This window comes from Actinomyces acetigenes (assembly GCF_031296635.1).
Lineage (GTDB): Bacteria > Actinomycetota > Actinomycetes > Actinomycetales > Actinomycetaceae > Actinomyces > Actinomyces acetigenes.
On record NZ_JASPFC010000006.1, the window covers coordinates 58,470 to 76,856 of the forward strand.

Sequence of the window (18,387 nt, forward strand, 5' to 3'; positions counted from 1 at the left end):
GCTGGACGGCTCGACGGCGGATCCTCGCCGCGCTCAGACGCTCCCGGGGCCCATGGGGACCTGGTCGTGCTCGCGACGCTGCTCCTGCGCGAAGCGGTTGTAGAGCAGTGAGAGGACGAAGCAGACGACACCTGCGGCCGCCAGCGAGATGACTCGAATGATCGAGTTCTGCGAGGCCACGTCCATAACGGCGAGCTTGAGCACGGACAGAAGCACCAGGGTCAGTCCGTAGTGGCGCAGGATCGTCAAACGTGCGCCGAAGCCCAAGACGATGCAGGCTCCGCCCGTCAGCAGGACCAGCACCGACATGAGGACCGAGCCCGGTCCCACCTCGGTGGCCACCATGACTGAGAACCACATGAGCAGCGAGTTGCCGATCGCAAGGCTCAGGCACACCTCCGCACTCCGCCGCCAGGGAAGCAGGAGCCACGTGGCGCTCGCGCCCAGCCCCAGGGCGACGGCGACCAGTAGCAGCATCCAGACAGACGAGGACGCGGTATCAGCCCACGACAGTGTCGCCAGCGCCAGCGTGGCCACCATCCCCGAGACGATCCAGGACGGTGCCGGTGCTCCCGTCTGCCTCCCTGATGGGTCGGGCAGGGCCGCGCCATGGGGGCCTACCTGGTAACGGGCTCCTCGGCACTGCCCACTGAGCACTCGCAGGGGTGTGGCGCCACCAGAGACCGCACCCAGCGCGATGAGTGCGATCGTCACCAGGCCCGGGACCATGCGCAGGGCCGCCCAGGTGCCTTGGGAGTCCTGGGAGTCCTCCACGAGGCCGGACCCCAGGAACGGAGCGAGGACGGTGAGATTGAAAGCCACTGCCGCCAGAGCCGCCCGCAGGGCCAGCACCCGTGGCTGAGTGCGTGAAGGTGCGGCATACGGAGCCTGGGGTGGGGAGCTGCGTGCGACTCGGTCGCCGAGCCCCTCGGCCACGCACACCATGAGCGCAGAGATCACCACGGAGATGATCAGCGACCACGAGTCGCTGCGGGAGTAAGCAGTGCCCGCAGGCACGAGAATCGGCGCCGTCCCGAGAAGGGCCAGGATCGGGGCCGGCTCCACTCTTGCGTTCATGATGGCCGGGAGAAGGCACAGCATCGCAGCGACGACGACGAAGAGATGGACCCGGGGGTCGTCAATGACCACCATGCCGGCCAGTGCGAGGGGGAAGAATGCGGCCTCGTGCCCGATCGCCATGGCGCGGCGCCAACGGTCGGGGCAGTAGGTCGGGAGTATGGCGAGCGCCGCCGCGGCCAGCAGGAGGAGCTCGAGGAGATAGGTGACAACGATGACGGTGTGCGCCAGGTGGAGACTCGTCTGCCCCGTCAACAGCCTGATGAACCCCACCATGAGGACCACCGCGGTCAGGCCCCAGTCCCAGCCCGAGGTCTTGACACCAATGCTCCACAGCCGTGTGCTCGCGTAAATTGACTGGCACACCAGCAGCAGGCACAGGACCAGGACGACACCGGTGCCACTGGCGACGGAGGCTCGCAGCATCGGCTGGATCGGCGTGGCGATGAGGGCGGTTGCCGTCGCCACCATCGATGTCACCGGATACCAAGCGGCCATCCTCATCCGTCCGGTGTTGCGCGACAGGACGGTGCAGGTCAGCGCCAGTACCGTGACATAGATACTGACCATCAGCCACGTGATGAGCGCTGCCTGTGGCTGGCGCGCCACGTGGCTGACTGCGAAGCCGATGGTCACCAGGGCGCCGAGGGTGGAGACGACCGCTGTGAACAGCACCCGTGTCATGTGCGAAACGGCCAGGAGCACCAGGCCCCAGCAGGCCATGAGGACCAGGGCAGGCTCCGGGCTGAGCATTCCGCCGAGAAGAACGGCTCCCACGATGGCGACGAAACCCAGCCCTCCACCGGTTCCTGTGATCGTTGCCGCGGCGACCCGATGACGGGGATGACTGACCCCCAGGCGTGCCCCGGCCGCTGTCATCGTGACCGCGATCAGTGCCAGCCCCAGGATCTTGACGGGGTTGGGAATGGAGTCCCAGACGAGAGCCAGCAGACTGACCCCGGCAGACAGCACGAGCACCGCTGCGGCGCCGGAGAGCAGATAGCGCCCGAGGTTGCCCTCCCGCATCGCTCGCTGGACCCAGCCCGGGACTGCCTCGGCCTCAGCGCCGCGTGCCTGGCCGGTCCCGGCCGGTCCCACCTGGTTCGTCCCTTGCAGATGAGGGGCGTTGCCAGCCATGGGGGCATGCTGCATCGGAGCCGGGCTCGTCTGGGGTGCGGAGGCTCGCGCGGGCTCCACGGGGGCGGGGCTCTGATAGTTCTGGGCCGGAGGCACCTCGTTCTGGGAGGCTCGGGGAACATCCGAAACCGTGGCCGTCGTGGGGTGGGCATCCTTGTCCGCGCGGAGGGCCTCGTTGACGGAAGCCTGAGAGGAAGCCTCGTTGGGGCGCTGCCAGGAGCCCTGAGAGGCAGCCCTCGCCGTCGGGGGAATCGTGAGTGGAGTCGTCTCCGTCTGGGAGGGGCCGTCGCTCCTCGCCGTGGCGGGGGAGTCGCTGCTCTCCTGCGTCGGGGCGGCGGAGGAGTAGGTCAGCCAGGTGACGCGCTCCGCGAGCCAGTCGATCTTCCTCTCGATGAGGTCCAGTCGCTGCAGGACCAGGGCGACATTCGGCCCGACAGTGGGCGGTATGGACATGACGGTTCTCCTCGTCACTCGGTGCTCGGCGGTGAGCACGTGTCACTCAACCGGTTCATCTGAGAGTAAAGGGGAGTCGTCGATGTCGTGAAGGGGGCACAAGTGCCCTGTGGATAACTCGAGAACCGGGAGAGGTCCGATCCTTCAAGAACGAACAGAACCGAACAAAGTGACACAAGAACGGTCAGGCTGAGATAGGCTGCGCGTCATGAGCGAGAACGGACTCACTTCAGCCCAGCACAAGATGCGCGACGCCGGCGTCGCAGAGCAGGCCATCACGGTCTTCACCCACTACTACCAGGCCCTGGAGGCCGGAGCCACAGGACTCATCCCCGAGGAGACCATCGAGCCCCTGACACAGATCGACTCCCTGGCTGACGTCGAGGTCAGCGAGGAGGAAGCCCGCGAGGCGCTGAGCAAGACGGTCCTCATCCGGCTCAATGGGGGCCTGGGCACCTCGATGGGCCTGGATCGCGCCAAGTCCCTTCTGCCGGTGCGTGACGGCAAGACCTTCCTGGACCTGCTGGTCGATCAGGTCCTGGCGGCGCGTCGACGTTACGGCGTGAGCCTGCCGCTGATCCTCATGAACTCCTTCCGCACTCGCGAGGACTCCCTCGAGGTGCTGGCCGGGCACCCCGAGATCCAGGTCGACGGCCTGCCCCTGGACTTCCTGCAGAACCGCGAGCCCAAGCTGCGCGCTGACGATCTGACTCCCGTGGAGTGGGAGGTCGACCCCGAGCTCGAGTGGTGTCCTCCGGGCCACGGCGACATCTACACCGCCCTGCTCGCCTCCGGGCTGCTGGACGCCCTCCTGGACAAGGGCTACCGGTACGCCATGACCGCCAACTCCGACAACCTCGGTGCGGCCCCGTCGGCCAGGATCGCCGGCTGGTTCGCGGCCTCCGGTGCGCCCTATGCCCCAGAGATGTGCCGCCGCACTCCGGCCGACGTCAAGGGCGGGCACCTGGCCGTGCGCAAGAGCGACGGGCGTATCATCCTGCGTGACACGGCGCAGACCCCCGACGACCAGATGCACTTCTTCACCGACCAGTTCCGCCACCCCTTCTTCCATACGAACAACCTCTGGTTCGATCTCAAGGTGCTGCGCGACACCCTGGTCGAGCGGGGAGGGATCCTCGGGCTTCCGCTCATCAGGAACAGCAAGACGGTGGACCCCGCCGACTCCTCCTCGACGCCAGTCATCCAGCTCGAGACGGCCATGGGGGCCGCTGTGGAGGCCTTCGAGGGGGCGACTGCCATCGAGGTGCCCCGCTCCCGCTTCCTGCCGGTGAAGACCACCAACGATCTGCTGCTGGTGCGCTCGGACGTCTACAAGGTTGACGACGACGGTCTGCTGCAGATGGTCCCGGAGCAGGCCTGCACCGTGAGTCTCGACCCACGCTTCTACAAGAAGATCCAGGACTTCGAGGCCCGGTTCCCCGACGGCGTCCCCTCCATCAAGGAGGCGCAGTCACTGACCGTGGATGGCGACTGGACCTTCGGCGCCGACGTCGTCGCCACCGGTGAGGCGCACGTGGAGGCGGAGGGCTCGCCCGGAAGGATCGCCGACGGCACCCGGATCTGAGTAAGCCGTTGGTCGTTACTGGCCGTTACTGGCCGTTACTGGCCGTTACTGGCCGTTACTGGCCGTTACACGGTGGCGCCGGACTCTCGGTCGTGAGGTCCGGCGCCACCGCGCTGAGCAGGAATGAAAAAACGCTTGCCCTCCAAAGAGAGGGCAAGCGCCAGGAAAGTACAGTGCTGTCCGGTGGGCGATACTGGAATCGAACCAGTGACCTCCTCGGTGTGAACGAGGCGCTCTAACCCCTGAGCCAATCGCCCGGTGCGGCGCTAACCATAGCCAGGCCGGTGCCCCCGGAGCAAACGGCTGCCCGGTGAGGTGAATCACCGCGATGCTGTTTGCCTGTCACTGCGATCGTGATGCTATGGTTTTCCAGCACCGAGCGGTTCGGTCGGACCGCGAGGAGTCATGCGGATGTGGCTCAGTTGGTAGAGCATCACCTTGCCAAGGTGAGGGTCGCGGGTTCGAGTCCCGTCATCCGCTCCGAGGAGCCGGGAGCGCCCAGCCCCAGCATCTCATGGTGGGTTGGCCGAGAGGTTAGGCACCGGCCTGCAAAGCCGTTTACACCGGTTCGAATCCGGTACCCACCTCGGGCGATTGGCGCAGCGGGAGCGCGCTTCCCTGACACGGAAGAGGTCACTGGTTCGATCCCAGTATCGCCCACCACCATGATGAAGGTCCGGTCCATACTGGCTCGGACCTTCCACTATGTCGAATTCCTGTGGGGCCTGGCGGCCGACTGCAGGGCGGCGTGTCGTGAATGAGGATGATGGGCGTCTACCCTTGCGGGCATGGCCGACCCCTCGACGTACCGTCCTGCCCCGGGCGAGATCCCCACGTCCCCGGGGGTCTACCGCTTCCTGGACGGGCAGGGGCGCGTCATCTACGTCGGCAAGGCCAAGAACCTGCGTCAGCGCCTGTCCAGCTACTTCCAGGACCTTGCCGCCCTGCACCCGCGCACCCAGAAGATGGTCACCACCGCATGCGCGGTGGAGTGGACAGTCGTGTCCACCGAGGTGGAGTCCCTGGCCCTGGAGTACTCCTGGATCAAGGAGTTCAACCCCCGTTTCAATGTCATGTACAAGGACGACAAGTCCTACCCCTACTTGGCGGTGACGATGGGGGAGACCTACCCCCGCGTGCAAGTGGTCCGCGGGGCCCGCAAACCGGGAACCCGCTATTTCGGTCCCTTCGTCCAGGCCTGGTCCATCCGCGAGACCGTTGACCAGCTGCTGCGGGTGTTTCCGGTGCGCTCCTGCTCCGCCGGGGTCTTCCGCCGTGCCCAGGCCTCGGGGCGTCCCTGCCTGCTGGGCTACATCGATAAGTGCTCCGCCCCCTGCGTGGGCCGCATCAGCCCACAGGACCATCGGGAGCTGGCCGAGGACTTCTGCGCCTTCATGGCCGGGCGCACCGGTCCCTACCTGCGTCAGGTCGAGGCGGAGATGAAGGCCGCTGCCGCCGCCCTCGACTTCGAGAAGGCCGCCCGCCTGCGCGACGACGCCGCCGCACTGCGCAAGGTCATCGAGGGTAACGCCGTCGTCCTGCCCGACGCCACCGACGCCGACGTCTTCGCCCTGGTCCGCGACGAGCTCGAGGCCGCCGTTCAGGTCTTCCACGTCCGCGGCGGCCGCGTGCGCGGGCAGCGCGGCTGGGTCGTCGACCTCATCGACGACGCCGGGGACGCCGAGCTCATCGAACGCCTCCTGGAGCAGGTCTACGCCTCTCTCATCGATCCGGCTGACGCCGGCGCCGTCCACCACAGCGGCGCCCCCACCTCCTCGGGTACCACCACCTCCGTCGGGGTGGGGGAGCGCGCCCCGTCCAGCCCCCTGCCCCGCAACGGTCCCAACGGTGACGCTTCCCGGCGCAACGGGGAGTCGGCGGCCACGAGCGTCGACGACGTCGCCCACACGGCCACCACGGCGGTGCCCAAGGAGATCCTGGTCCCCGAGATGCCCAGCAACGCCGCCACCGTACGTGCCTGGTTGGTCGGCCTGCGCGGAGCGAAGGTCGACCTGCGCGTCCCGCAGCGCGGTGACAAGGCCGCCCTCATGGATACGGTGCGCAAGAACGCGGAAGAGGCCCTGCGGCTGCACAAGACCCGGCGGGCGGGAGACCTCACCCAGCGCACCCTCGCCCTTGACGAGCTCGCCGAGGCCCTCGATCTGCCCGAGGCGCCCCTGCGCGTCGAGTGCTACGACATCTCCCACACCCAGGGCACCTACCAGGTCGGCTCCATGGTCGTCTTCGAGGACGGTGCCCCCCGCAAGTCCGACTACCGGCGCTTCACCGTGCGCGGCCAGGACGGCAGCGGCGCCGCCGACGACACCACCGCCATGCACGAGGTCCTCACCCGCCGGTTCAAACGGCTCATCGCAGAGCAGGGACAGGGCGAGGCGGCCGCCCGTGCGGCCGAGGAGATCGAGGACGCCGAGGGTATCGCCGTCGCCTCCGGCCCTATCGACCCCGAGACCGGCAAGGCCCGGCGCTTCTCCTACGCGCCCGGGCTGGTCGTCGTCGACGGCGGTCTGCCGCAGGTCAACGCCGCCCGTTCGGTCCTCGATGAGCTCGGCATCGATGTTCCGCTCATCGGCCTGGCCAAGCGCCTGGAGGAGGTGTGGGTGCCGGGGGAGGAGTTCCCCGTCATCCTGCCGCGCACCTCACCCGCCCTCTACCTGCTCCAGCACCTGCGCGACGAGTCCCACCGCTTCGCCATCACCCACCACCGCAAGAAGCGCTCGGCAGGCATGACCCGCTCCGTCCTGGACGGGATCCCCGGCCTGGGACCGGCTCGTCAGGCGGCCCTCCTGCGGGAGTTCGGCTCGGTGAAACGCATCCGGCAGGCCGATGTGGACGACATCATCCGTGTCAAGGGCATCGGACCGGCGTTGGCAGGTACTATCTTGGCTCACCTCAACAGTCCAGGTGCTGAACAGTAGTGTGATTTCACAATGTGCTGGACTGATGTCAACCTGCAGGACTGAGGCTGTACGCCGCCGCGAGGCGCAGGTCGGCGCGGCCGTCAGTGCGATCATGGCAGGGGCGGTCACTGGCCCAGAACCTTCTGAACCTGCCACCCGACAGAAGACACAGAGGATGAGGAGCTATGACCGCACCATTGCCTGACCCCGACCTCGACCTGCGCTTCCCCGAAGGCTTCCTGTGGGGCGGGGCCACTGCCGCCAACCAGATCGAGGGCGCCTACAACGAGGGCGGCAAGGGCCTGTCCGTCCAGGACGTCATGCCCCGGGGCATCATGGCCCCGCCCACCCAGGCCCCCACTCCGGACAACCTCAAGCTTGAAGCCATCGACTTCTACCACCGCTACGCCGAGGACATCGCCCTGCTGGCAGAGATGGGTTTCAAGGTCTTCCGCTTCTCCATCGCCTGGAGCCGCATCTTCCCACTCGGCGACGAGACCGAGCCCAACGAGGAGGGACTCGCCTTCTACGACCGGGTCCTCGACGAGCTCGAGAAGCACGGCATCGAGCCACTGGTCACCATTAGCCACTACGAGACCCCGCTGCACCTGGCGCGCACCTACGACGGCTGGACCGACCGCCGCCTCATCGGCTTCTTCGAGCGCTACGCCCGCACCCTGTTCGAGCGCTACGGCAAGCGGGTCAGGTACTGGCTCACCTTCAACGAGATCAACTCTGTGCTCCACGAGCCCTTCCTGTCCGGCGGCATCGCCACGCCCAAGGACAGGCTCAGCGAGCAGGACCTCTACCAGGCCATCCACCACGAGCTCGTCGCCTCCGCTGCCGCCACCAGGATCGCCCACGAGACCAACCCCGACATCCAGGTCGGCTGCATGATCCTGGCCGTGCCCACCTACCCGCTGACTCCCGATCCCCGGGACGTGTGGGCGGCCAAGCAGGCAGAGCGCGCCAACTACGCCTTCGGGGACCTCCACGTGCGCGGCGAGTACCCCGGTTACCTGCGGCGGACCCTGCGGGACAAGGGCATCGAGCTGGAGATCACCGAGGAGGACCGCGCGCTGCTGCGGGAGCACACCGTCGACTTCGTCTCCTTCTCCTACTACATGTCCGTGTGCGAGACCGCCACCCAGGAGGCTCCGGCCGGCCGGGGCAACCTCATGGGCGGCGTGACCAATCCGACCCTTGAGGCCTCCGAGTGGGGGTGGCAGATCGACCCGGCGGGACTGCGCACCATCCTCAACGACTACTGGGACCGCTGGGGCAAGCCTTTGTTCATCGTCGAGAACGGCCTGGGAGCCAAGGATGTTCTCGTTGACGGCCCCAACGGCCCCACGGTCGAGGACGACTACCGCATCGCCTACATGAACGACCACCTGGTCCAGGTCGCCCAGGCCATCGCCGACGGCGTCGAGGTCCTGGGCTACACCTCCTGGGGCTGCATCGACCTGGTCTCGGCCTCCACCGCCCAGATGTCCAAGCGCTACGGCTTCATCTACGTGGACCGCGACGATGACGGCAACGGCACCCTGGCCCGCTACCGCAAGAAGTCCTTCGGCTGGTACCGCGACGTCATCGCCTCCAACGGCGCCTGCCTCGTGCCCCCGTCGCAGGAACCGCCGCGGGCGTAGCCACTGCGATTCCGGGCTCGGGCGGCCAGCTCAGACGCTGGGACGAATTGACCCGGCGGCGGACCGCGCCCTGTCTCGGGCGACCTGTACGTCGTCGGCGCAGGCCACGACGACGCCCAGGCGTCGACCCGGGTGGGCCTCGGGCTTGCCGAAGAGCCGCAAGTCCACCCCGTCCTGCCCGAGCGCCTCGTCAAGTCCCGCGAAGCGTACGCCCTCGCCCGGCGCGGACTCGCCTGTCGCCTTGATGGTCACCGAGGCGCCGGGGGAGTGCAGTGTGGTGTCCACGGGCAGGCCCAGCAGGGCGCGGGCGTGCAGCTCGAACTCGCTCAGGCGCTGGCTTGCCAGTGTCACCAGGCCGGTGTCATGGGGGCGCGGGGAGACCTCGGAGAAGAGGACGTCGCGCCCGCAGATGAACAGCTCCACCCCGAACAGGCCCCAGCCGCCCAGCGCCGCGGTCACGCACTCGGCCACCTGGTGGGCCCGCTCCAGGGCCACCGGGCTCAGGTGCTGCGGCTGCCAGGACTCCACATAGTCCCCGTCGACCTGCCGGTGCCCGATCGGCTCGCAGAAGCTCGTCACCGTCTCTCCGGTATCCGGGTCGCGCCAGCGCACCGTGAGCAGGGTGATCTCGGTGTCGAAACGCACGAAACCCTCCACGATGACCCGGCCCCGGTCGACCCGCCCGTCGGCCGCCGCGTAGCGCCAGGCCGCCTCCAGGTCCTGCGGCCCGCGCACCACCGACTGGCCGTGGCCCGACGAGGACATGACCGGTTTGACCACGCACGGAAAGCCCACTCGCTGAGCCCCCGCCCGCAGCTCGTCCAAGGATGAGGCGAAGGCGTAGGGACTGGTTGCCAGCCCCAGCTCCTCGGCGGCCAGGCGTCGGATGCCCTCGCGGTTCATCGTCAGCTGTACCGCACGGGCGGTCGGCACCACCCGCACCTCACCGGCCTCCTCCAGGCCCGCTAGGGCATCGGTGGCCAGCGCCTCGATCTCGGGGACGACGATGGCGGCGCCGCTGGCGCGGATGGCGGCCGTCAGAGCCTTGGGATCGCTCATGTCCACCGTCAGGGCGTTGTGCGCCACTTGCTGGGCCGGAGCCCCCTCATAGCGGTCGATCGCTGTGACCTCCACCCCCAGGCGGGTCAGAGCGATCGCCACCTCCTTGCCGATCTCACCGGCACCCAGCAACGCCACCTTCGTCGCGCTGCTGGTCCAGGGTGTACCCAGCACCGGGGCTGCGGGTCGGTGCGTCGCAGTCTCCCGGGGCGCGCACTGGGGCGAATGGGCGTGGTCGGACATGGGGGAGGAGCTCATGGGGCCTCCTGGTATCTGGCGCCGAGAACCGGCGGCAGTGAGTACTGGCAACGATGAAACGCTACCGGTAAACCGACGTCGGCGACGGGCGGAGCGAGCTGGACATGCGATGCTTGGGACATGCATGACGAGCGCCGCCCTCAGTCCTCCTCCGGCAAGCGCCAGCGGCTTCAGGACACGGTTCCCATTGAGATCCCCGCCCTCGATGAGGCGACTCCTCCGGTTCCCCCGGCAGAACGCCCCGAGATGATCATTGTCACGGGCATGTCTGGGGCGGGGCGCTCGCGCGCGGCCAACGCGCTGGAGGACCTCGACTGGTACGTCGTGGACAACCTGCCGCCCCAGCTGCTGCCGGCCCTGTCGGGAATGATGACGACAGTCGGCGCCGGGGTGCACCGGCTGGCCGCGGTGGTTGACGTGCGCAGTCGCGAGTTCTTCTCCCACTTCATGGACTATCTGCGCAAGGTCCGCGACAACGGCACCGACGTGAGGCTCATCTTCCTGGACGCCTCCGACGCCGTCCTGGTCCGACGCTTCGAGTCCTCCCGCCGACCCCACCCGTTGCAGGGCAGTGGCTCCGTCCTCGACGGGATCGAGCACGAGCGCACTCTCCTGGGGGGCTTGCGTGGCGTGGCCGACAGCGTCATCGACACCTCCAACTACTCCGTCCACGACCTCGCCCGGCGCGTGCGCGAGCTCGTGGCGCACGAGTCCGACCTGGCCCTGCGCATCAATGTCATGTCCTTCGGGTTCAAGTACGGCATCCCCCTGGACGCCGACCACGTCCTGGACGTGCGCTTCATCCCCAACCCCTACTGGGTCTCCGAGCTGCGCCACCTCACCGGACGCGACGCACCGGTGGCCGACTACGTCTTCGCCCAGAAGGGGGCGGCGGCCTTCGTCGACGGGTACGCCGACCTGCTCATCCCCGCGCTCCCGCAGTACGTTGATGAGCTCAAGCCTCACGTCACCCTGGCTGTGGGCTGCACCGGTGGCAAGCACCGTTCCGTGGCCTCGGCGGAGAGGCTCGGGGCCAGGTTGAGGCGGGCGGGTTTCGAGGTCGTTGTCCAGCACCGCGATCTGGGACGGGAGTAGGCAGTGGGAACAACGATCGATGCGGCGGGCTGGCCCCGTCGCGGTGAGGAAGGACCGGCCGTCGTCGCCCTGGGAGGTGGGCACGGACTGTCCGCCACGCTGCGGGCGCTGCGCCACGTCACCCACCGGCTGACCGCCGTCGTCACTGTTGCCGACGACGGAGGTTCCTCGGGACGCCTGCGCCGGGAGTTCGACTGCCTGCCGCCAGGAGACCTGAGAATGGCGCTGGCGTCGCTGTGCGAGGACTCCGAGTGGGGACTCACCTGGCGGGATGTGCTTCAGCACCGTTTCGAGGGGCAGGGAGAGCTCGACAATCACGCCCTGGGGAACCTGCTCATCCTGGCGCTGTGGCAGCTGCTGGGGGACGAGGTCGCCGGGCTCGACTGGGTGGGGCGCCTGCTGACGATTCACGGCCGCGTCGTGCCCATGTCCTCCTCACCCCTGGTCATTGAGGCCGACATCGTCTCCGGGGGGAACCGGCGCCGGGTCAGTGGGCAGGTGGCAGTGGCCTCGGCCCGCGGGCGTCTGGAGAACGTGGTGATGGTTCCCGAGGACGCCGACGCCCACCCCGAGGCGCTGCGCGCCATCGATGAGGCGGAGTGGGTGGTCCTAGGGCCCGGCTCCTGGTACACCTCAGTGCTCCCGCACCTCATCCTGCCGTCCATGCGTCGCGCGCTGGTGAACACCTCGGCCCGTAAGGTCGTGGTCCTCAACCTCTCCGCTCAGCAGGGCGAGACCGACGGGATGACCATCGCCGATCATCTACGGGTCCTGAACCAGTACGCGCCCGACCTGCGCCTGGACGTGGTGCTGGCCGACCCCTCCACCGTTGAGGACGTCTCCGACCTTGAAGCCGTGGCCGCAACCATGGGGGCCACGGTCGTCCTGCGGCAGGTGCGCACCGGCGAGGCCCTGTGCCACCACGACCCGCTGCGCCTGGCAGCCGCCTTCCGGGACGCCTTCGAGGGGGCGCTGGGAGACGTCACCGATCTCAGCGAACGTGACGGCATGTGATGCTGGACTCATTGACGAGTCCTGCTGCCCGTGATCGTCCATAATTCTCCGCGGCCGCTTTCAGCCGGCTGCCGGGTGCTGCGGCTAGAAAATCTGCATTGATACGCCTCGGGCGCCGTTTGACAGCGCTTTGACGTCTCAGCCGCTTGGCCCGCGTCCGTTCGAGCAGCGCCTCGCCTGCACCTAGGACGCCCTGGCAACGGCAGCGGCCTCCACCATGCCGCCAGACCCGAATCACGAACCCCGACCACGAGGAGCCCGCCCATGTCACTGACGGTCACCGTCAAGGATGAGCTTGCGCTCGTCGCCACCGAGAACGCCGCCCAACGACGGGCCGAGGTCTCCGCGATGCTGCGCTTCGCCGGAGGGCTCCATATCGTCTCCGGGCGCATCGTCGTCGAGGCCGAGCTCGATCACGGGGGAGCCGTGCGCCGGCTGCACCAGCACCTCAAGGAGCTCTACGGGATGGAGCCCGAGGTGATGGTGGTCCAGGGTGGTTCCCTGCACCGAGGATCTCGCTACGTGCTGCGCGTGACCAAGCGTGGCAAGGACCTGGCCCGGCTGTCCGGGCTGGTCGACGACCGGGGCCGGCCGGTACGGGGCATGCCGGTTGCCGTCATTCAAGGAGGGCGCAACGCTGCCGCCGCCGCGTGGCGCGGAGCCTTCCTGGCCCGCGGATCCCTGACCGAGCCCGGCCGGTCCTCCTCCTTGGAGGTCACCTGTCCCGGCTCTGAGGCCGCGCTGGCCCTGGTCGGGGCCGCGCGGCGCTTCGACATCTCCGCCAAGGCCCGCGAGGTGCGTGGTGCCGACCGCGTCGTCGTTCGCGACGGTGAGGCCATCGGCGTCCTCCTGGAGCGGATGGGGGCGCCGGAGGCCTTCAAGGTCTGGGCCGAGCGCCGATCCCGGCGCGAGTCGCGGGGCACCGCCAACCGGCTGGCCAACTTCGACGACGCCAACCTGCGCCGTTCGGCCCGCGCCGCCGTCGCCTCGGGGGCCCGCGTCGAGCGCGCCTTTGAGATCCTGGGGGACGACGTCCCCGCCCACCTGCTTCAGGCAGGCCGCCTGCGGGTCGCGCACAAGCAGGCCTCCTTGGAGGAGCTCGGGCAGCTCTCCGACCCGCAGCTGACCAAGGATGCCGTGGCCGGGCGTATCCGGCGCCTCCTGGCCATGGCGGACAAGCAGGCCCACGAGCTGGGCATCCCCGACACTGAGTCGGTTCTCACCCAGGAGATGCTCGAACCCTGAGCCGAGATAGGACCTCGGTCCTTGTCTCGAGGGTGCCCGATGGTCTTTAGTCCCCCTCGGATTGGCTTGTGCATCACAGTGTTCGCCCGTGGCGTGGTCGGCGACTCCCAGCGCCCGCCCAGTGTGACTAGACTCGGCCGTGCCGGAGCCGATTCGGATATGAGCTGAAGAAGTTCCGGCAGCACACGCCATGTGTGAGAAGAGCCCAGCAACCGTGCGCCGCCAACCGGCGCACTAGGAGGACACAAAGTGACCACCCGCGTTGGTATTAACGGCTTCGGCCGGATCGGCCGCAACTTCTTCCGTGCCGCCCTCGAGCAGGGCGCCGACATCGAGGTTGTCGCCGTCAACGACCTGACGGACAACAAGACCCTGGCCCACCTGCTCAAGTACGACTCGATCCTCGGTCGTTTCGACGGCGAGGTCTCCTACGACGAGGATGGCATCACCGTCAACGGCAAGCACATCAAGGTGCTCGCTCAGCGCAACCCCGCCGACCTGCCCTGGGGCGACCTGGGCGTCGAGGTCGTCGTGGAGTCCACCGGCTTCTTCACCGACGGCGAGAAGGCCAAGGCCCACATTGACGGTGGTGCCAAGAAGGTCGTCATCTCCGCTCCCGCCAAGAACGTCGACGGCACCTTCGTCATGGGTGTCAACGAGGGCGACTACGACAACGCCACGATGAACATCGTGTCCAACGCCTCGTGCACCACCAACTGCCTCGCCCCCCTGGCCAAGGTTCTCCACGAGAACTTCGGCATCGAGCGCGGCATCATGACCACCATCCACTCCTACACGGGTGACCAGCGCGTCCTCGACGCCCCGCACAAAGACCTCCGCCGTGCTCGCGCCGCCGCCCTGAACATGATCCCCACCAAGACTGGTGCCGCCCAGGCCGTGGCCCTCGTCCTGCCCGCGCTCAAGGGCAAGTTCGACGGTCTGGCCGTGCGTGTCCCCACTCCGACCGGCTCGCTGACCGACCTGACCTTCGTCGCCGAGAAGGAGGTCTCCGTCGACGCCGTCAAGGCCGCCGTCAAGGCCGCCGCCGAGGGTGAGCTCAAGGGCGTTCTCGAGTACACCGAGGACCCGATCGTCTCCACCGACATCGTGGGCAACCCGCACACCTCGATCTTCGACGCCACCGAGACCAAGGTCATCGGCAACCTCGTCAAGGTCCTGACCTGGTACGACAACGAGTGGGGCTACTCCAACGCCCTGGTCCGCCTGACCGCCCTGGTCGGCTCCAAGCTCGCCTGAGACCAGACCGAGAGCATGACTCTCTAGAAGACGGCGCCCGCGCCACGCTATGCGTGCGCGGGCGCCGTCCGTCCCACACCCACACCATCACCCACAACCGATGAGAGGCTTTATGAAGACCATCGAGTCCCTGGGCGACCTCAAGGGCAAGCGAGTCCTGGTCCGCTCCGACTTCAACGTGCCGCTGGACGCCGACAAGAACATCACTGACGACGGTCGTATCCAGGCTGCTCTGCCCACCCTGCGTACCCTGCTCGACGCCGGTGCCAAGGTGATTATCGCCGCCCACCTGGGACGCCCCAAGGGGCAGGTCAACCCCGACTACTCCCTGGCCCCTGTCGCCAAGCGCCTCGCCGAGGTCACCGGCGTCAAGGTCACCCTCGCCAAGGACACCGTGGGCGAGTCCGCCAAGGCCGCCGTCGCCGCAGCCGGTGACGGTGAGATCGTCCTGCTGGAGAACGTGCGCTTCAACGCCGCTGAGACCTCCAAGGACGACGCCGAGCGCGAGGCCTTCGCCGCCGAGCTCGCCGCCCTGGCCGACGTCTTCGTCTCCGACGGCTTCGGCGTCGTGCACCGCAAGCAGGCCTCCGTCTACGACGTGGCCAAGCTGCTGCCCTCCGCAGCCGGCCTGCTCGTCGTCAAGGAGATTGAGTCCCTGGGGCGCGCCGTCAACAACCCCGAGCGCCCCTACACCGTGGTGCTTGGCGGCTCCAAGGTCTCTGACAAACTCGGCGTCATCTCCAACCTGCTGGGTAAGGCCGACCGTCTCCTCATCGGTGGCGGCATGGCCTACACCTTCCTGGCCGCTCAGGGCCACGAGGTGGGCACCTCCCTGCTGGAGAAGGACCAGATCGACACCGTCAAGGGCTACCTGGAGACCGCCAAGGCCAACGGCGTCGAGCTGCTGCTGCCCGTCGACACCGTCGTGGCCCCGACCTTCGCCGCGGACGCCCCCGCCACCGTGGTGCCTGCCGACGAGCTGCCCGCCGACCAGATGGGGCTGGACATCGGTCCTAAGACGCGACAGCTCTTCGCCGACGCCATCGCCACCTCCAAGACCGTGGTGTGGAACGGCCCCATGGGTGTCTTCGAGTTCCCTGCCTTCGCCGAGGGCACCAAGGCCGTGGCCAAGGCGATCTCCGAGTCCGACGCCTTCTCCGTCATTGGCGGTGGCGACTCCGCCGCGGCCGTGCGCACGCTCGGCTTCGATGAGGCCACGTTCTCCCACATCTCCACCGGCGGCGGCGCCTCCCTCGAGCTCCTCGAGGGCAAGACCCTGCCCGGTATCGCAGTGCTCAACGACTGAAGGAAGGCAACCCAGATGAGTAACCGCACCCCGCTCATGGCGGGAAACTGGAAGATGAACCTCGACCACCTCGAGGCCAATCACCTCGTCCAGGGCCTGGCGATGGAGCTCAAGGACCACGACCACGACTACACCAAGTGCGAGGTCCTTGTGATCCCGCCCTTCACGGACATCCGTACCGTTCAGACCATCGTCGAGGCCGACTCCCTGAACATCAAGTACGGCGCCCAGGACGTCTCCATCCACGACAACGGTGCCTACACCGGTGAGATCTCCACCGAGATGCTCACCAAGCTCGGCGTCAGCTACGTGGTCATGGGGCACTCCGAGCGTCGCGAGTACCACGGCGAGTCCGACGCCCTCGTGGGCGCCAAGGCCCGCAAGGTGCTCGACGCCGGGATGACCCCCATCCTGTGCTGCGGCGAGGCCCTCGAGATCCGCAAGGCCGGCACCCACGTCGACTTCGTCCTGGGGCAGATCCGCGCCGCCCTGGAGGGATGGAGCGGCGAGGACGTCGCCAAGATCGTCATTGCCTACGAGCCCATCTGGGCCATCGGCACCGGCGAGACCGCCACCGCCGAGGACGCCCAGGAGGTGTGCGGAGCGATCCGCGAGGCCCTGCGCGCCGACTACGGTGACGCCACCGCTGAGGCCACCCGCATCCTCTACGGCGGCTCCGCCAAGCCCGGAAACATCAAGGAGCTCATGGCCCAGCCCGACGTTGACGGCGCGCTCGTCGGTGGAGCCTCCCTCAAGGCGGACTCCTTCGCCGCCATGGCAGGCTTCTACGCCTGAGCGGCCCGAGCCACGACGAAGGAGCCGAGTGATCGTCTCCCCGTAGCGTCTCACCACTCACTGACAGGGTCCCGGACACCTCACACCCCGAGGTGTCCGGGACCCTGTGCGTTGCAGGTAGACTGCCACGCGGACAGGTGGGGGCGCGGACCCTGTCGGGAGTCGCGCCGGACCCAGCCGGAGCGTGAGGCCCCCGCAGCAAGACGGAACCAACAACGAAGGGAACGTGACGTGAACGTAGTGCGTATCGTCCTTCAGGTGCTGCTCGTCCTCTCGAGCTTCTTCCTCATCATGTCGATCCTCCTGCACAAGGGCAAGGGCGGCGGTCTGTCGGACATGTTCGGAGGCGGTATCTCCTCCTCGGCCGGGTCCTCCGGCGTGGCCGAGCGCAACCTCGACCGCATCACGGTGGCGGTGGCCGTTGTCTGGACGATCACGATCGTCGGGCTCGGCCTGGTCGCCAAGCTCGGCTGAGCATCGGCGGATTCCGACGAGCACTGCGCACACGACGGAGCCGACCGTCGATACCACCCCCGATCCTCGTGGCGACGTCCTGGACCGGGGGCTGCGCGGTTACCTCGCCCACCTGCGTGTTGAGCGAGGGCTGAGCCCTCACACCCTGAGCGCATACGAGCGCGACCTCGGCCGCTACCTGCGTTATCTGAGAAGCGCAGGCATCTCATCCCCGCAGGAGGTCAGCCGCAACGACGTCGCCGGCTTCCTGGAGGTCCTGCGCTCCGGCTCCGACGGGGCCCGCCCACTGGCGTCGTCGTCGGCATCCAGAACCGTCACGGCCGTGCGCGGTTGGCACAAGTTCCTCCTGGCCGAGGGCACCACCACCGAGGACCCCTCGGCCACCGTGCGCCCGCCCCAGCCCGGAAGGCGCCTGCCCAAGGCCTTAGGGATCGATGAGGTCCGCCGCCTCCTGGAGGCCGCAGGTGTTGACGACTCCCCGGTGAGCCTGCGCGACCGGGCGCTGCTGGAGGTCCTCTACGCCACTGGCGCCCGCATCTCCGAGGCGGTGGGGCTCGTCGTCGACGATCTCGACACCGGCTCCCGGCTGCTGAGGCTGTTCGGCAAGGGACGCAAGGAACGCGTGGTCCCCATGGGGACCTACGCCTGGGAGGCGCTGGACGCCTACCTGGTACGAGGCCGGCCGATCCTGGCTGAGAAGGGCAGGGGAGTGCCGCAGGTCTTTCTCAACACCCTGGGCAGGCCCCTGAGTCGGCAGAGCGCCTGGGCCGTCCTGCAGCAGGCCGCTGAACGGGCCGGGCTCATCGGGACGGACTGCGCCGACGAGCGACGCATCTCCCCCCACACCCTGCGCCACTCCTTCGCCACGCATCTGCTGGCGGGAGGGGCGGACGTGCGTGTCGTCCAGGAGATGCTCGGACACGCCTCGGTCACCACCACCCAGATCTACACGAAGGTCACCGTCGACCACCTGCGGGAGGTCTACGCCACCAGTCACCCGCGGGCTCTGGCGTGATCACTGAGCCCATTGCCGCAGGCCGTGCTCCCGGTCCAAACCTGAGTGCG

General features: G+C 68.1%; 13 protein-coding genes and 4 tRNA genes. 14 read left to right on the forward strand and 3 right to left on the reverse strand.

The features are described 5' to 3' along the window. Positions 1–33: 33 nt before the first annotated feature. On the reverse strand, positions 34–2,667 hold the full coding sequence (locus RIV14_RS03695) for a DUF2339 domain-containing protein (RefSeq protein WP_075372584.1): 2,634 nt from the start codon (positions 2,665–2,667) through the stop codon (positions 34–36). 208 nt (positions 2,668–2,875) lie between these two features. Between RIV14_RS03695 and RIV14_RS03700 the strand changes: the two genes are divergently transcribed. After that, a complete protein-coding gene (locus RIV14_RS03700; RefSeq protein ID WP_075372583.1) occupies positions 2,876–4,252 on the forward strand; it encodes a UTP--glucose-1-phosphate uridylyltransferase in 1,377 nt (458 codons plus the stop codon). 184 nt (positions 4,253–4,436) lie between these two features. Here RIV14_RS03700 and RIV14_RS03705 read toward each other — a convergent pair. Further along, positions 4,437–4,509: transfer RNA gene (locus RIV14_RS03705), tRNA-Val, on the reverse strand. A 150-nt stretch (positions 4,510–4,659) separates the two neighbouring features. On the opposite strand from RIV14_RS03705, the gene RIV14_RS03710 reads away from it, so the two are divergent. The 5 genes from RIV14_RS03710 to RIV14_RS03730 all read left to right on the forward strand — a co-directional run bounded on the left by RIV14_RS03710 (position 4,660) and on the right by RIV14_RS03730 (position 8,819). Then, positions 4,660–4,732 (forward strand) — tRNA-Gly (locus tag RIV14_RS03710). Between the two features lie 36 nt (positions 4,733–4,768). Continuing rightward, a tRNA-Cys gene (locus tag RIV14_RS03715) sits at positions 4,769–4,839 on the forward strand. 1 nt (position 4,840) lies between these two features. Further along, positions 4,841–4,915 (forward strand) — tRNA-Val (locus RIV14_RS03720). 125 nt (positions 4,916–5,040) lie between these two features. Next, positions 5,041–7,188, forward strand: a complete 2,148-nt coding sequence (gene uvrC, locus RIV14_RS03725; RefSeq protein ID WP_075372582.1) for an excinuclease ABC subunit UvrC — start codon at positions 5,041–5,043, stop codon at positions 7,186–7,188. A 167-nt stretch (positions 7,189–7,355) separates the two neighbouring features. Beyond that, positions 7,356–8,819, forward strand: a complete 1,464-nt coding sequence (locus RIV14_RS03730) for a glycoside hydrolase family 1 protein (RefSeq protein ID WP_075372581.1) — start codon at positions 7,356–7,358, stop codon at positions 8,817–8,819. A gap of 30 nt (positions 8,820–8,849) precedes the next feature. On the opposite strand, the gene purT is transcribed toward RIV14_RS03730, so the two are convergent. Further along, positions 8,850–10,136, reverse strand: coding sequence for a formate-dependent phosphoribosylglycinamide formyltransferase (gene purT, locus RIV14_RS03735; protein ID WP_075372580.1), 1,287 nt, complete (start codon positions 10,134–10,136; stop codon positions 8,850–8,852). A 120-nt stretch (positions 10,137–10,256) separates the two neighbouring features. Between purT and rapZ the strand changes: the two genes are divergently transcribed. The 8 genes from rapZ to RIV14_RS03775 all read left to right on the forward strand — a co-directional run bounded on the left by rapZ (position 10,257) and on the right by RIV14_RS03775 (position 18,337). Continuing rightward, positions 10,257–11,231, forward strand: a complete 975-nt coding sequence (gene rapZ / locus RIV14_RS03740) for an RNase adapter RapZ (RefSeq protein WP_070658938.1) — start codon at positions 10,257–10,259, stop codon at positions 11,229–11,231. A 3-nt stretch (positions 11,232–11,234) separates the two neighbouring features. Then, the gene (locus RIV14_RS03745; RefSeq protein ID WP_075372579.1) at positions 11,235–12,245 is read left to right on the forward strand and encodes a gluconeogenesis factor YvcK family protein; all 1,011 of its coding nucleotides are present in this window, start codon (positions 11,235–11,237) and stop codon (positions 12,243–12,245) included. 264 nt (positions 12,246–12,509) lie between these two features. After that, positions 12,510–13,490, forward strand: a complete 981-nt coding sequence (gene whiA, locus RIV14_RS03750) for a DNA-binding protein WhiA (RefSeq protein WP_070658940.1) — start codon at positions 12,510–12,512, stop codon at positions 13,488–13,490. Between the two features lie 249 nt (positions 13,491–13,739). Next, positions 13,740–14,747: a type I glyceraldehyde-3-phosphate dehydrogenase gene (gene gap / locus RIV14_RS03755; RefSeq protein ID WP_075372578.1), complete on the forward strand. Its 1,008-nt coding sequence runs from the start codon at positions 13,740–13,742 to the stop codon at positions 14,745–14,747. Between the two features lie 112 nt (positions 14,748–14,859). After that, positions 14,860–16,053 (forward strand): phosphoglycerate kinase, encoded by a 1,194-nt coding sequence (locus tag RIV14_RS03760; RefSeq protein ID WP_075372577.1) that lies wholly within the window; start codon positions 14,860–14,862, stop codon positions 16,051–16,053. Between the two features lie 15 nt (positions 16,054–16,068). After that, a complete protein-coding gene (gene tpiA / locus RIV14_RS03765) occupies positions 16,069–16,848 on the forward strand; it encodes a triose-phosphate isomerase (protein ID WP_075372576.1) in 780 nt (259 codons plus the stop codon). A 231-nt stretch (positions 16,849–17,079) separates the two neighbouring features. Continuing rightward, a complete protein-coding gene (gene secG, locus RIV14_RS03770) occupies positions 17,080–17,322 on the forward strand; it encodes a preprotein translocase subunit SecG (protein ID WP_075372575.1) in 243 nt (80 codons plus the stop codon). 91 nt (positions 17,323–17,413) lie between these two features. Beyond that, complete coding sequence (locus RIV14_RS03775) at positions 17,414–18,337, forward strand: site-specific tyrosine recombinase XerD (protein WP_070658945.1); 924 nt, start codon at positions 17,414–17,416, stop codon at positions 18,335–18,337. Positions 18,338–18,387 lie beyond the last annotated feature (50 nt).